The organism is Streptomyces olivochromogenes (genome assembly GCF_001514115.1).
Classification (GTDB): domain Bacteria; phylum Actinomycetota; class Actinomycetes; order Streptomycetales; family Streptomycetaceae; genus Streptomyces; species Streptomyces olivochromogenes.
Genome location: NZ_KQ948465.1, coordinates 27,100 through 40,901 on the forward strand (window position 1 = coordinate 27,100; position 13,802 = coordinate 40,901).

Genomic DNA, 13,802 nt, shown 5'->3' on the forward strand with positions numbered 1-13,802 from the left:
CCGCCGAAGGGGAGCGACGCACGACCATGGGTGAGGTCTTCGCCGGACGCTACGAACTGGTCGACCCGATCGGCCACGGGGGAGTCGGTGCGGTCTGGCGCGCCTGGGACCAGCGGCGGCGCCGTTATGTGGCCGCCAAGGTGCTCCAGCAGAGCGACGCGCACGCGCTGCTGCGCTTCGTGCGGGAGCAGGCGCTACGGATCGATCACCCCCATGTGCTCGCGCCCGCCAGCTGGGCCGCCGACGACGACAAGGTCCTGTTCACCATGGACCTGGTGGCCGGGGGCTCCCTGGTCCACCTGATCAACGACTACGGCCCGCTGCCGCCCCCGTTCGTCTGCACCCTGCTCGACCAGCTCCTGTCGGGAGTCGCCGCGGTACACGCGGAGGGCGTCGTGCACCGTGACATCAAGCCCGCCAACATCCTCCTCGAAGCGACCGGTACGGCCCGTCCACGGCTGCGCCTGTCCGACTTCGGCATCGCGATGCGACTGGGTGAACCACGGCTGACCGAGACCAACTACGTGGTCGGAACGCCCGGTTACTTCGCTCCCGAGCAGATGATGGGCGCCGAGCCGGACTTCCCCGCCGATCTGTTCGCCGTCGGTCTGGTCGCCCTCTACCTGCTCGAAGGGGCCAGACCCGATGCCAAGGCCCTGATCGAGTACTTCGCGGAGAACGGCACACCGGCCGCTCCCCAGAGCATCCCCGAGCCGCTGTGGCAGGTCGTGGCCACGCTGCTGCAGCCGGACCCGCGGGCACGGTTCCGCACCGCGACCGGGGCACGCAAGGCGCTGGCCTCCGCCGCCGAGCTGCTGCCCGAGCCCGGCCCCGACGACGAGCTGGTCGAGGTCTTCGACCAACTCGGTCCGCTTCCCCCGGGGTTCGGCCCAGCAGGACCACTCAGGGCGACCACGCCACGCGCCGCGGAGAACGCGCCTTCGTGGTCCGGCTCTGCCTCCGACACCGGCTCCGGGACCGGGACCGGCTCTGAGTCCGCGACCGGCTCCAGCACCACTCCTGGCACGACTCATGGCACAACTTCTGGCAACGCCTCCGGCACCGGTTCCGGCCCCCACGACTCGGGGCCGTGGCGTCACGATCCCGGGGCGCTGTCCCGGGAGCCCGTCTCCGGGGCCGCGTGGGCGGATCGTTCCTCCGGGGGCGTATGGCCTGCGTCCGACTCCGGGGGCGTACGACACGAGGCCGCCTCCGGCGCCGTACGACACGAGCCCGCGCCCAGCGCCGTACCACCGCACCCTGCCCCAGGCGCCGCACCACCGCAGCCTGCCCCAGGCGCCGCACCACCGCACCCCGTCCCGGGCGCCGCACCACCACCGCACCCTGCCCCGGACTCCGCACCCCCGCACCCCGCCCCCGACGCCACACCCCCGCAGCCGTCCACGATGTCGGACACCGGCAGCTTCCACCTGCCGCCACCGCTGCCACGACCCCGGTCCTTGTGGCAGCACGATCAGCCCCCCACTCCCCCCACCTCGGTCGTGCTGCCGGTGCCGGCGCCCACCCATGCCCTGCCGTTCGACCACACGCCCGTGCAGCCGCCCTCCCCCCTGTGGCCCCCGGATCCGAGCGCCGCGACGCGTCAGCACGCGCAGCCCCGCCCCGGACCGCCCGCGAAGGTGGCCGTCCCGGTGCTGCTTCTCGCGCTGGCCTGTTTCGCGGTGGGCTTCTGGGCGCTGACCCAGATCTGAGCTCCGGCGCCCCTACGCCCCGTCCCCCTTGACGGGCCTACCAGCCGCGCGGCGTCGCCCGCCGTCGTGCGGCCACCGTCCACACCCCGAGCGCCAGCACCAGGACGGTCCCCGTGCCGATACCGCCCACGGCGACCAGCTTCATGGTGGAGGCGTCGTCGCTCCCGCCGCTTCCGGCAGGCGCCATCCCACCCGTGGCCGGCACGGAGTCACCGGTCGCGGAGTCGAACACGTCCTGCGGTACGGCCCGCCCCGCGTACGCCGGGCCGGTCTGCGCGGCGCCGTCCACCCGTACGCGCAGGGTCAGTCCGAACGGCCCGTCGCCGAACTTGTCGGCGACCTGCGCCGCGAGGTGTACGACGAGGTAGTACGAACCGGCGAACCGCATGCCGCTGATCCGGTTGTTGAAGGCGTAGCGGTTGTCGTACTCGACGGGCGGCAGCGGATCCAGAGCGGCCGACCGCTGGCTGCCGTCGTATCCCGCGCCCACGTCGGTGACGAGTCCGCGCACGGGGTTGTAGAGGGACATGACGAGAGCCGTGCCCATGGATCCCTCACCGCCGCTCGAACTGCCGAGTTCGGCGGTGGCGTGGAACTGCTGTCCCCAGTCGACCGGCACCTTGTAGAAGAGCGTCTGCCCGGGGCTGATCCCGTCCTTCCAGACTCCCTGTCCGAGGGCGCCGGCCGTGGTGAACCCCGCACCGCCCCGGCGTGGCCGCGCATCCCCCTGCAGGGCCTCGGGCGAGGCGGAGTTCCAGGTCTCGGGGGCACTGGTCGAATCCGCCTTCTCCAAGCGGGGTTCCGACACATAGCTCAGTTCGAGGTCCCAGGCGTCGGGGGAGGAGGGCGGGGAGGCCGAGGAGACGGGTGTCGCGACGCGCTCGACGACCACGTAGTACGTTCCGGCCGTCTGGCAGGCGTACTTGCCGGGGCCGATCTCGCGCGACGCCCAGGCGGCGATGGGGTGGGGGCTCTGGGAGGCGCCGAAGTGGGCGGTCGTGGAGGAGGAGCAGCTGCTGCTGTTGCTGTCCTGTACGGAGACCTTGACGCCGTCGGAGTAGGCGACCTCGGCGCCGGGCCTGGGGACGGCGGTGGCGGCGATGTACGCGTTGGAGGTGGCGTCGAGCTCCAGGCGGTAGTAGAGCTTGCCGTCCTTGCCGAGCGAACTGCGGTACGTCCCGCCGGGCTCCAGCCGTACGGCGTCCGTGGTGCCCGTGGCGCCCTGGACCGTCGTGGCGCCCTGGGCGAAGGCGTACGGCTTGGGTGTACCGGACTCGACTGCCGCGGCGGGCCGTCCGGGCAGGGCCGCCGTCGCGCACAGGACCGTTGCCACGATCGCGAGCGGCCGACCGCCGTGCCACCATGCCGTGCGCCGCCCCATCACGCGCCACCCCTCGTTGTCGCCCCGGACCGTGGCCCATCCTGCCCCGCCGGTCACGGAGCCACCCCCGCTATCCGCACAAGCGGCCGAAACGACCCGCCCAAAGGCCGACATATTCGCTTACGCAATCAATCCGTTCGCTGAAGCGAATTCAGAGTGGGTCGGGGCAATACAAAACCCCGACCGCTAGGGCGGTCGGGGTCTGATCTGAGACTGGTGTCGATTCTCACGAACCCGTGGGCACGGAGTCAGTCGCCTCCGTCCACAGATCCTGCTCGGCGCGATCCGCCTGGATCTGGCGGTACACGAGGAGCCCGCCGATGGCGGCCAGTGCGACCAGGAGAAGCTTCTTCACCGCGCGACCTCGTCTTTCGTTGACGTAGGGGACCTCTGGCGCCCGACTATACACACCGACCGATATCGATCGGTGACCTGCATCGGCCCCCAACTGCCGCCCGGCGGAGAGCAGTAGGAACGGATCCGGCCGCTCCGGCCACGGTCGTATCGCAGGGTGATCACACCTCGCACACGGTGACTTTCAGTACCCTCTCGCACCTTTCAGGCACTTTTCCGACCTCTTGCGTCCATCCGAGTGGTGTTGATCTGAACATCGACGCGCCACGGGCGTCGGTCCACCACTTCGCGGCCCGCATACACATCATGAGGAAAGTACGCAAATCGCCTGACCCGAAAGTGAGGGGCCATGACCCAGAACAAGGTCATGAAGCTGTGGACCGCCATCGTCACCGCCTTCGTCGCGCTGTGCACGGCGCTCGGTTTCATCACGACCACCGCGGCCGCGGCCGTACCGCAGGCCGAAGCGACGCGCAACAGCACGATCTCCGCGACAGTACCGACGATCTCTCCCTGGGCCGGTCCATACAGCCGGGCCCTGCCCCCCACGATGAAGCAACGCATCCGCGCCGAGGCCCACGGCTCCTCACCGAGCTGCCGGCACCGCCCGCCGACCGAGGCCACCGAGGCCGACCCGGCCGACCTCGCCTCGCTCTGCGCCCCTGAGGCCCACACCGAGCCCGAGACCCTCCTGCAGCGCTGACCGGCACGGCTCCGCCCCATCCCCCCAGTCCCCCTCCCCCGACGTAGCGGCGAACTTGCGTACACCGCAACCAGAGATCCGAAGGCCCGGCACCTCGAAAGAGCTGCCGGGCCTTCGCCATGTCCGGGCACCTCGCCGTGTCCTGGCAGCTCGCCGTGTCCGGCACACCGGCGCCGCTCGACAATCGTCAGGATCGCCTCCCGGCCTCAGATCTGGGCCCCTCCGGTAGCGTCCCGTGTCGCCCTCACGGGACCACCAGCTCACGGGATCACCAGGTCAGGAGACAGTGCCTGGCTCCAGCGATCTCGAACCGCGGGCCGTCGCGGCCGGCGAACCCGGCCCAGCGGCCGGCGTTCTCCGCCCTGTTCGCGCTGATCGGGGCCGGGCTGATCACGTTCGGGCTCTACCAGGCAGGCCACGGCGTGGGCCTGCTGGGCGAGCCCTGCACGCTCACGGTCGCGTCCTGCGCACGGGTCGGTCAGCCGAAGCCCGAGATCCGGTGCACCGGCGCCTTCCGGTCGGACGACGGCCGCTCCACGGACCCCGCGGCACGCTTCACCGTGAACCTGTCCTTGGCCTCGGGGCAGACCACCCGCCTGGACCGGGTCGACGCCGGCTCCTACGTACGGATCAGCCCGGCCCGCACCGAGAAGTACGCGGCGTTGACGCTGTTCGGCATGGCGCTGTTCGTCTTTGCGGGGGCCGGGGATCATTCTGCTGCTGGGCGCGGCGCTCTGCGCAATCACCGCTTTCCTGAGCCCGCACTGATGTCAGCTGTAGATGACGTCACCCGTGGATGACGTCTGCTGCAGATGCCAAAGACCCCCGGGTGGATCACCCGGGGGTCTTTTGGCTGGTGGGGCTAACAGGATTTGAACCTGTGGCCTCATCCTTATCAGGGATGCGCTCTAACCAACTGAGCTATAGCCCCGCCGCGCTTTGCGGTGTGTGTCCCGCGCGCTGACCTCTGAAGATTAGCGCACGACGCGGCCAGTCCCAAAATCGGTATCCCAGGCCTCCTGGCCGGGCCCGACGAGCTGCTGTTACTCGTCCTCGGCGAGGGTCAGTTCAATACCGCCGACGAAGCCCGCGGAGAGGTTGTAGATGAACGAGCCGAGCGTCGCGAGCGCCGTGGCGAGCACGACGTCGATGACCGCGATGATCGACGTGAACATCAGGACGTGCGGCAGGGAGAGGAACGACTGCAGGTCGAAGCCGTTCGACTCGTTCGAACCCGTCGCCTCGGAAATCGTGCCGCCGACCGTCGAGAAGACGCCCATCGCGTCCAGGACCATCCACAGCACCGCCGCCGCCACGATCGTGCAGATGCCGAGCGCGATGGAGAGCAGGAAACTGACCTTCATCACCGACCAGGGGTCGGTCTTGGCCACCCGCAGCCGCGCCTTGCGCGTACGGGGCGCGGTGCGCGCTCCGGTCCGCGGCAGACGTACGGCGCCGGACGGCGTCTGAGCCGGGTACGCCTGCGGCGGGTGGTACGGCTGCGCGGGCTGCTGCGGCTGCCGTTCCCCCGGCAGCGCGGAGCCGGCCTCGGGTGCGGCCCCGACAGGGGCCGCCGAAGCGGTCGAACCGGCCGAAGGAGCCCCCGGTGGGGGCGCCGAACCGGGCGCGGCCTTGGTCTTTGCCGGACCGGCCGCCGCCGGGCCCGCTCCGGCCGCGTACTGCTGGGCCTGCGGGCCTCGGGTGTCCGTCACAGTTCCCCCCTGGGATCCATGAGAGTCATGGGAGTCAGTCGTCTCCGCGGCGGAGCCACGGCCGCCGTCCGTATCCGTACCGGTCGATCCGGCGCCCGTGGCTCCGCTCACGATGACTCACTCCTCGCGCTACTCGGGCGAGGACTGCTCGCCCTCGTCCGTACCGACGGCCTCGACGCCCTCGGCGGTCTCGTCCTCGGCGATCTCGCCGTCGACTTCCTCCGCCTCGCGACCGGCCTCGGCGTTACGAGCGATGCCGACCACGGCATCGCGCTTGCCCAGGTTGATCAGTTGGACACCCATGGTGTCACGGCCCGTCTCCCTGACCTCGTTGACTCGCGTGCGAATCACACCGCCGGACAAGGTGATGGCGAGGATCTCGTCCGTCTCCTCGACCACCAGCGCGCCGACGAGGGACCCGCGGTCCTCGACGATCTTGGCAGCCTTGATACCGAGGCCACCACGACCCTGAACGCGGTACTCGTCAACGGCGGTCCGCTTCGCGTACCCGCCGTCCGTAGCAGTGAACACGAACGTACCGGGTCGAACAACATTCATCGAGAGCAGCTCGTCGCCCTCGCGGAAACTCATCCCCTTGACGCCCGAGGTCGCACGGCCCATGGGCCGCAGGGCGTCGTCCGTCGCCGTGAACCTGATCGACTGTGCCTTCTTGCTGATCAGCAGCAGATCGTCCTCGGCCGATACGAGTTCGGCTCCGATCAGTTCGTCGTCGGAACCGTCCTCCGTCTCGCGCAGATTGATCGCGATGACACCGCCGGAGCGCGGGGAATCGTAATCCTTCAGAGGCGTCTTCTTCACGAGGCCGCCCTTGGTGGCCAGCACCAGATAAGGCACCGCCTCGTAGTCACGGATCGCGAGGATCTCGGCGATCGCCTCGTCCGGCTGGAAGGCCAGCAGGTTCGCGACGTGCTGTCCACGCGCGTCACGCCCGGCGTCCGGGAGCTCGTACGCCTTCGCGCGGTAGACGCGGCCCTTGTTGGTGAAGAACAGCAGCCAGTGGTGCGTGGTCGACACGAAGAAGTGGTCGACGATGTCGTCCTGCTTCAGCTTCGCGCCGCGTACGCCCTTGCCGCCCCGCTTCTGCGAGCGGTAGTCCTCGGTCTTGGTCCGCTTGATGTAGCCGCCACGCGTGATGGTGACGACGATGTCCTCTTCGGCGATCAGGTCCTCGATGGACATGTCACCGTCGAAGGGCACCAGCTTGGAGCGACGGTCCTCGCCGAACTTGTCGACGATCGCCGCGAGTTCCTCGCTGATGATCGAGCGCTGGCGCTCCGGCGAGGCGAGAATCGCGTTGTACTCGGTGATCTTCGCCTGGAGCTCGTCGTGCTCCTGGATGATCTTCTGGCGCTCCAGGGCGGCCAGTCGGCGCAGCTGCATCTCGAGGATGGCGTTGGCCTGGATCTCGTCGATCTCCAGGAGGCCCATCAGGCCCTCGCGCGCGATCTCGACGGTGTCACTGCGCCGGATCAGCGCGATGACCTCGTCGATGGCGTCCAGGGCCTTCAGGAGGCCACGCAGGATGTGCGCGCGCTCCTCGGCCTTGCGCAGCCTGAAGCGCGTACGACGGACGATGACCTCGATCTGGTGCGTCACCCAGTGGCGGATGAACGCGTCGAGCGAGAGCGTGCGCGGAACGCCGTCCACCAGCGCCAGCATGTTGGCGCCGAAGTTCGACTGCAGATCCGTGTGCTTGTAGAGGTTGTTCAGGACGACCTTGGCGACCGCGTCGCGCTTCAGGACGATGACCAGCCGCTGGCCCGTACGGGAGGAGGTCTCGTCGCGGACGTCCGCGATGCCGCCGACCTTGCCGTCCTTCACCAGGTCGGCGATCTTCTGCGCGAGGTTGTCGGGGTTGGTCTGGTAGGGGAGCTCGGTGACCACCAGGCACTGGCGGTTCTGGATCTCCTCGACCTCGACGACCGCGCGCATCGTGATGGAGCCACGGCCCGTGCGGTACGCCTCCTCGATGCCCTTTCGGCCCACTACAAGGGCGCCGGTCGGGAAATCGGGGCCCTTGATGCGCTCGATCAGGGCGTCGAGCAGCTCCTCATGGCTGGCCTCGGGGTTCTCGAGGTACCACTGGGCGCCGGACGCGACCTCACGGAGGTTGTGCGGCGGGATGTTGGTGGCCATGCCGACCGCGATGCCCGCCGAACCGTTGATCAGCAGGTTCGGGAACCGGGCCGGCAGAACCGTCGGTTCCTGGTTGCGGCCGTCGTAGTTGTCCGTGAAGTCGACGGTCTCCTCGTCGATGTCACGGACCATCTCCATGGACAGCGGCGCCATCTTGCACTCGGTGTAGCGCATGGCGGCCGCGGGGTCGTTGCCCGGAGAGCCGAAGTTGCCGTTGGAGTCCACCAGCGGCATCCGCATCGACCACGGCTGCGCGAGGCGGACCAGCGCGTCGTAGATCGAGGAGTCACCGTGCGGGTGGTAGGTGCCCATGACGTCGCCGACGACGCGGGCGCACTTGTAGAAGCCCTTCTCGGGCCGGTAGCCGCCGTCGTACATGGCGTACAGGACGCGGCGGTGGACGGGCTTGAGGCCGTCCCGGACGTCGGGCAGCGCGCGCGACACGATGACGGACATCGCGTAGTCGAGATACGAGCGCTGCATCTCCGTCTCGAGCCCGACGGGCTCGACGCGCAGGGTGATCTCGCCGCCTTCTTCAGGCGTGCTGGGAGTGTTCTCGTCGGCCATTGCTGGTGAAGATCCTTTCTGCTGCGGTCAGCTGAGACCGACTCAGATGTCGAGGAAGCGGACGTCCTTGGCATTGCGCTGGATGAACGCGCGGCGGGCCTCGACGTCCTCGCCCATGAGGACCGAGAACAGGTCGTCGGCCTGGGCGGCGTCGTCGAGCGTGACCTGGCCGAGGACCCGGTGCTCCTGGTCCATGGTCGTGATCCGCAGCTCCTCGGCGTTCATCTCGCCGAGGCCCTTGAAGCGCTGGACCGAGTCGTCGCGGATGCGCTTGCCGGCCTGCTTGCCCAGCTCGATCAGCGCGTCGCGCTCACGGTCCGAGTACGCGTACTCGAAGTCGTCCCGGCCCCACTTGATCTTGTACAGCGGGGGACGCGACAGGAACACGTGCCCGGCCTCGACCAGCGGCCGCATGAAGCGGAACAGGAAGGTCAGCAGCAGGGTGTTGATGTGCTGGCCGTCGACGTCGGCGTCCGCCATCAGGATGATCTTGTGATAGCGGAGCTTCTCGATGTCGAAGTCCTCGTGGACCCCGGTGCCGAAGGCCGAGATCAGCGCCTGGATCTCCTGGTTCTGCAGGATCTTGTCGATCCGCGCCTTCTCGACGTTGAGGATCTTGCCTCGGATCGGAAGGATCGCCTGGTACTGCGGGTTGCGCCCAGACTTGGCCGAACCACCGGCGGAGTCACCCTCGACGATGAAGATCTCGCACTTGGTGGGGTCGTTCGACTGGCAGTCGGACAGCTTGCCCGGCAGGGACGCCGTCTCCAGGAGGCCCTTGCGGCGGGTGAGGTCGCGGGCCTTGCGGGCCGCCACGCGCGCGGTGGCCGCCTGGATCGACTTGCGGACGATGTCCGCGGCCTCGTTCGGGTTGCGGTCCAGCCAGTCGTTGAGGTGCTCGTAGACGGCCTTCTGGACGAAGGTCTTCGCCTCCGTGTTGCCCAGCTTGGTCTTCGTCTGGCCCTCGAACTGCGGCTCGCTCAGCTTGACCGAGATGATCGCGGTCAGACCCTCGCGGATGTCGTCACCGGTGAGGTTGTCGTCCTTCTCGCGCAGCAGCTTCTTGTCGCGCGCGTACTTGTTGATCAGCGAGGTCAGCGCCGCACGGAAGCCCTCCTCGTGCGTACCGCCCTCGTGGGTGTGGATGATGTTGGCGAAGGAGTACACGCCCTCGCTGTAGCCGCTGTTCCACTGCATCGCGACCTCGAGGGACAGGCTCTTGTCCTTGTCCTCGGCCTCGAGATCGATGACGGTGGGGTGCACCACGTCTCCCTTGCGGGAGTTGAGGTACTTCACGAAGTCGACGATGCCGCCTTCGTAGTGGTACGTGACGGTCTTGACCTCGGCCTTCTCGTCCGCACCCGCCTCGTCCGCACCGGCCGTGGCCTTCGCAGACTCGCGCTCATCAGTGAGTTTGATCGTCAAACCCTTGTTGAGGAACGCCATCTCCTGGAAACGCCTCGAGAGCGTCTCGAAGGAGTACTCGGTCGTCTCGAAGATGTCGCCGTCGGCCCAGAACGTGACCGAGGTGCCGGTCTCGTCGGTGGCCTCGTGCTCGACGAGAGGGGCGGTCGGGACGCCCATCTTGTAGTCCTGCGTCCAGCGCCGTCCGTCGGTCTTGACCTCGACGGAGACCTTGCTCGACAGGGCGTTCACGACGGAGACGCCGACGCCGTGCAGACCACCGGAGACCGCGTAGCCGCCGCCGCCGAACTTACCGCCCGCGTGCAGGACCGTCAGCACGACCTCGAGGGCCGGCTTCCCTTCGGAGGGAACGATGCCCACGGGGATGCCGCGGCCGTTGTCCACGACACGCACGCCGCCGTCGGCGAGGATCGTGATGTCGATCGTGTCCGCGTGGCCGGCCAGCGCCTCGTCGACGGAGTTGTCGACGACCTCGTACACGAGGTGGTGCAGTCCGCGCTCGCCGGTCGAGCCGATGTACATACCGGGTCGCTTGCGAACCGCGTCCAGACCCTCGAGGACGGTGATGGCGCTGGCGTCGTACGAGGCTGTGACCTCGCCGTTCGAGGTCGTGGCCTCGGCGTTGTCGCCGGCGTCGGTGGACGGGGTGTTCTCGTTGGGGTTGCCGGAATCGGCCACGAAGCGCCCTTTCTGGCACAGCACAAGCCAAGCTCGTCGGCGGGTTGCCGGAGCGGCTGCGGCACGTTGCGTTGGTAAGCCTTGATCAGCGTTGCTCAGCTTTTCCCGGACGGTCCCCGCAAGCGGGGCGGGATTAGCTTCCAGTCTACCGGTAGCGCCGACAGTGATGGGGGTTTGCCGGTACCTGAGTCCGCATGTGCCGCCCTGAACCGGTCTCTCCCGACTCCCCATATGTGGACCCGGGCTCAAAGAGGCTTACAGCGGCACTCAGCGCTTCCGGGTGTCAACCCTTGGCTACCGCGGAGTCAGGTCGGTGTTCGCAACCGCGTGCACTCCCGCGCAGGGGCCCCTCGATGTGGCCTCTGTCACCCGTAGGTGTCGCCGGGACCCGTGCTTCCGGGGGCGCGCAAGGGGCCGAAACGGCGCGCGGGACCGTTGGGGCCCTGCACCTTGATCAGCCGCACCGTGCCGTGCCCGAGGTCCTGGTTCAGCCGCGCGACCACCTGCGGGGCGAGCAGCCGCAACTGGGTGGCCCAGGCCGTCGAGTCGCACTGCACGGTCAGCACCCGCTCGTCCTCGTCGTACTTCTGCGGGACGCAGTGCTTGGCCAGGTCCTCGCCGACGATCTGCGGCCAGCGGCCCATCACACCGCCCACCGCGGCCGGCGTCTCCCAGCCGCGCTCGGTGAGCAGCCGGTTGATCGCGGCGCCGAGCGCCATCGGATCACGCCCGTCGGCGCGCGCGCCGGAGCGCAGGCCGCCGCGCCGCGCCTGCTTCTTCTGCTGCGCCGCGTCCCCCCGCGCCCGTGCCTGCTCCTTCGCGGCGCGCAACGCCACGCGCGCGAGGTCGACGCCGGAGTGCTCGGGGGTCTTCTTGGAGGCCGCTTCCGGGCCCTTCTCCGGAGCTCCCTCGGAGGCGGCCGATCCGCCGGGTGTGTTCTCCGTCATACCCGCTCCACCGTGCCCTCGGAGACGGCGTAACGCGTCCCCGTCAGTACGCCCGGTACGTCGTCGTCGACCGCGGCCGTCACGAGGACCTGCTCGCCGGGAGCGACGAGCTCGGCGAGGCGCTCTCTTCTGCGGCTGTCCAGCTCGGCGAAGACGTCGTCGAGGACCAGCACCGGTTCATTGCCCTCGGCCCTCAGGAGGTCGTACGAGGCCAGGCGCAGCGCCAGCGCGAACGACCAGGACTCGCCGTGGGAGGCGTATCCCTTGGCGGGCAGCTGGCCGAGTTTGAGGACCACATCGTCCCGATGGGGTCCTACGAGGGTCACGCCCCGCTCGATCTCCTGCTTGCGGACCTCGGCGAGCGCCGCCATCACCTGCTCGTACAGGTCCTCGCGGGTGTGCGCCTCGCCGGGCGCGGACGACTTGTACTCCAGGGCGACGGGTCCGCCGCCGGGGGCCAGCTGCTCGTACGCCTTGTCGGCCAGCGGCTGGATCGCGGCGACCAGGTCGAGCCGCTGGGCCAGCAGCTCGGCGCCCACGCGCGCGAGGTGCTGGTCCCACACGTCGAGCGTGGAGAGGTCCATGGTGCGGCCGCCGTGACGGCGGGCCAACGCGGCCGACTTCAGGAGGGTGTTGCGCTGCTTGAGGACCCGCTCGTAGTCGGAGCGGACGCCCGCCATCCGCGGGGAGCGGGCGGTGATCAGCTCGTCCAGGAAGCGGCGCCGCTCACCGGGGTCGCCCTTGATCAGCGCGAGATCCTCGGGCGCGAACAGCACGGTGCGCACGATGCCGAGCACATCACGGGGTCTGACCTGCGAGGACCTGTTGATGCGGGCGCGGTTGGCCCTGCCGGGGTTCAGTTCCAGCTCGACGAGTTGCTGGCGCTCGCCCTGGCGGACATTGGCCCGGATGATCGCCCGGTCGGCGCCCATGCGCACCAGCGGCGCGTCGGAGGAGACGCGGTGGCTGCCGAGGGTCGCGAGATAGCCGACCGCCTCGACCAGATTCGTCTTGCCCTGTCCGTTGGGGCCCACGAACGCGGTGACGCCCGGGTCGAGCGGGACCTCGACCCGGGCGTACGAGCGGAAGTCGGCCAGCGACAGATGCGTGACGTGCATGGTCGTTCGCCGACCTCCCCCAGGGTTGTGGATCCACCGCCGCACGGCCTGTGGATCTGTGGATTACTTCGTCTCGACCGCGTGGCCGCCGAACTGGTTGCGCAGCGCCGCGACCATCTTCATCTGCGGCGAGTCCTCCTGCCGCGAGGCGAACCGCGCGAACAGCGACGCGGTGATCGCGGGCAGCGGCACCGCGTGGTCGATGGCGGCTTCCACCGTCCAACGGCCCTCGCCGGAGTCCTGTGCGTAACCGCGCAGCTTCTCCAGGTGCTCGTCCTCGTCCAGGGCGTTCACCGCCAGGTCCAGCAGCCAGGAACGGATGACCGTGCCCTCCTGCCAGGAGCGGAAGACCTCCCGCACGTCGGTGACGGAGTGGACCTTCTCCAGGAGCTCCCAGCCCTCGGCGTAGGCCTGCATCATGGCGTACTCGATGCCGTTGTGGACCATCTTGGAGAAGTGCCCCGCACCGACCTTGCCGGCGTGCACCGCGCCGAAGTCGCCCTCCGGCTTGAGTGCCTCGAAGATCGGCTGCACCTTGGCGATGTTCTCGGCGTCGCCGCCGTACATCAGCGCATAGCCGTTCTCCAGGCCCCAGACGCCGCCGGAGACGCCGCAGTCGACGAAACCTATGCCCTTGGCGGCCAGTTCCTCCGCGTGCTTCTCGTCGTCCGTCCAGCGGGAGTTGCCGCCGTCCACGACGACGTCCCCGGGCTCCAGGAGCTCGCCGAGCTGGTCGACGGTGGACTGCGTGGCGGCACCGGCCGGGACCATCACCCACACCACGCGCGGACCCTTGAGCTTGCCCACAAGCTCTTCCAGGCTGTGGACATCGGCGAGGTCCGGGTTGCGGTCGTATCCGATGACGGTGTGACCTGCGCGGCGGATCCGCTCGCGCATGTTGCCGCCCATCTTGCCGAGGCCGACGAGACCGAGCTCCATCAGGTTGTTCCTTAGGTTTGCGACGTGGCGTGAGGGCACTTTCGTACCTGTGTCTGAGCCTAAACCCGGACGCTCACGCACACCTGTGGGCATAGCCGCTCAGGCGTTC

At 69.0% G+C, this 13,802-nt stretch carries 11 protein-coding genes and 1 tRNA gene; 3 read left to right on the plus strand and 9 right to left on the minus strand.

Features of this window, described 5'->3' with window-relative positions; all coding sequences use genetic code 11:
• Positions 1–26: 26 nt before the first annotated feature.
• Complete coding sequence (locus AQJ27_RS33160) at positions 27–1,712, plus strand: serine/threonine-protein kinase (protein WP_067376638.1); 1,686 nt, start codon at positions 27–29, stop codon at positions 1,710–1,712.
• Positions 1,713–1,749: 37 nt separating this feature from the next.
• Here AQJ27_RS33160 and AQJ27_RS33165 read toward each other — a convergent pair whose 3' ends face one another.
• Complete coding sequence (locus AQJ27_RS33165) at positions 1,750–3,150, minus strand: hypothetical protein (protein ID WP_235613676.1); 1,401 nt, start codon at positions 3,148–3,150, stop codon at positions 1,750–1,752.
• 169 nt (positions 3,151–3,319) lie between these two features.
• A complete protein-coding gene (locus AQJ27_RS57980) occupies positions 3,320–3,448 on the minus strand; it encodes a DLW-39 family protein (RefSeq protein WP_003999697.1) in 129 nt (42 codons plus the stop codon).
• A 348-nt stretch (positions 3,449–3,796) separates the two neighbouring features.
• Here AQJ27_RS57980 and AQJ27_RS33170 point away from each other — a divergent pair, with 348 nt between their 5' ends.
• Positions 3,797–4,150, plus strand: coding sequence for a DUF6344 domain-containing protein (locus AQJ27_RS33170; protein WP_067376644.1), 354 nt, complete (start codon positions 3,797–3,799; stop codon positions 4,148–4,150).
• A gap of 422 nt (positions 4,151–4,572) precedes the next feature.
• Positions 4,573–4,950 (plus strand): hypothetical protein, encoded by a 378-nt coding sequence (locus tag AQJ27_RS56590; RefSeq protein ID WP_159064450.1) that lies wholly within the window; start codon positions 4,573–4,575, stop codon positions 4,948–4,950.
• A gap of 54 nt (positions 4,951–5,004) precedes the next feature.
• Here AQJ27_RS56590 and AQJ27_RS33180 read toward each other — a convergent pair.
• The 7 genes from AQJ27_RS33180 to gnd form a co-directional block, all read right to left on the minus strand.
• Positions 5,005–5,081 (minus strand) — tRNA-Ile (locus tag AQJ27_RS33180).
• A 112-nt stretch (positions 5,082–5,193) separates the two neighbouring features.
• The gene (locus AQJ27_RS33185) at positions 5,194–5,973 is read right to left on the minus strand and encodes a DUF3566 domain-containing protein (protein ID WP_067376649.1); all 780 of its coding nucleotides are present in this window, start codon (positions 5,971–5,973) and stop codon (positions 5,194–5,196) included.
• A gap of 18 nt (positions 5,974–5,991) precedes the next feature.
• On the minus strand, positions 5,992–8,586 hold the full coding sequence (gyrA, locus tag AQJ27_RS33190; protein WP_067376652.1) for a DNA gyrase subunit A: 2,595 nt from the start codon (positions 8,584–8,586) through the stop codon (positions 5,992–5,994).
• Positions 8,587–8,628: 42 nt separating this feature from the next.
• Positions 8,629–10,689: a DNA topoisomerase (ATP-hydrolyzing) subunit B gene (gene gyrB, locus AQJ27_RS33195; protein WP_177324351.1), complete on the minus strand. Its 2,061-nt coding sequence runs from the start codon at positions 10,687–10,689 to the stop codon at positions 8,629–8,631.
• A 365-nt stretch (positions 10,690–11,054) separates the two neighbouring features.
• A complete protein-coding gene (locus tag AQJ27_RS33200) occupies positions 11,055–11,636 on the minus strand; it encodes a DciA family protein (protein ID WP_067376658.1) in 582 nt (193 codons plus the stop codon).
• Positions 11,633–12,754: a DNA replication/repair protein RecF gene (recF, locus tag AQJ27_RS33205; protein WP_067376660.1), complete on the minus strand. Its 1,122-nt coding sequence runs from the start codon at positions 12,752–12,754 to the stop codon at positions 11,633–11,635. The genes AQJ27_RS33200 and recF overlap by 4 nt, the downstream gene beginning before the upstream one ends.
• A 63-nt stretch (positions 12,755–12,817) precedes the next feature.
• A complete protein-coding gene (gene gnd / locus AQJ27_RS33210; protein ID WP_067376663.1) occupies positions 12,818–13,693 on the minus strand; it encodes a phosphogluconate dehydrogenase (NAD(+)-dependent, decarboxylating) in 876 nt (291 codons plus the stop codon).
• Between the last annotated feature and the right edge of the window lie 109 nt (positions 13,694–13,802).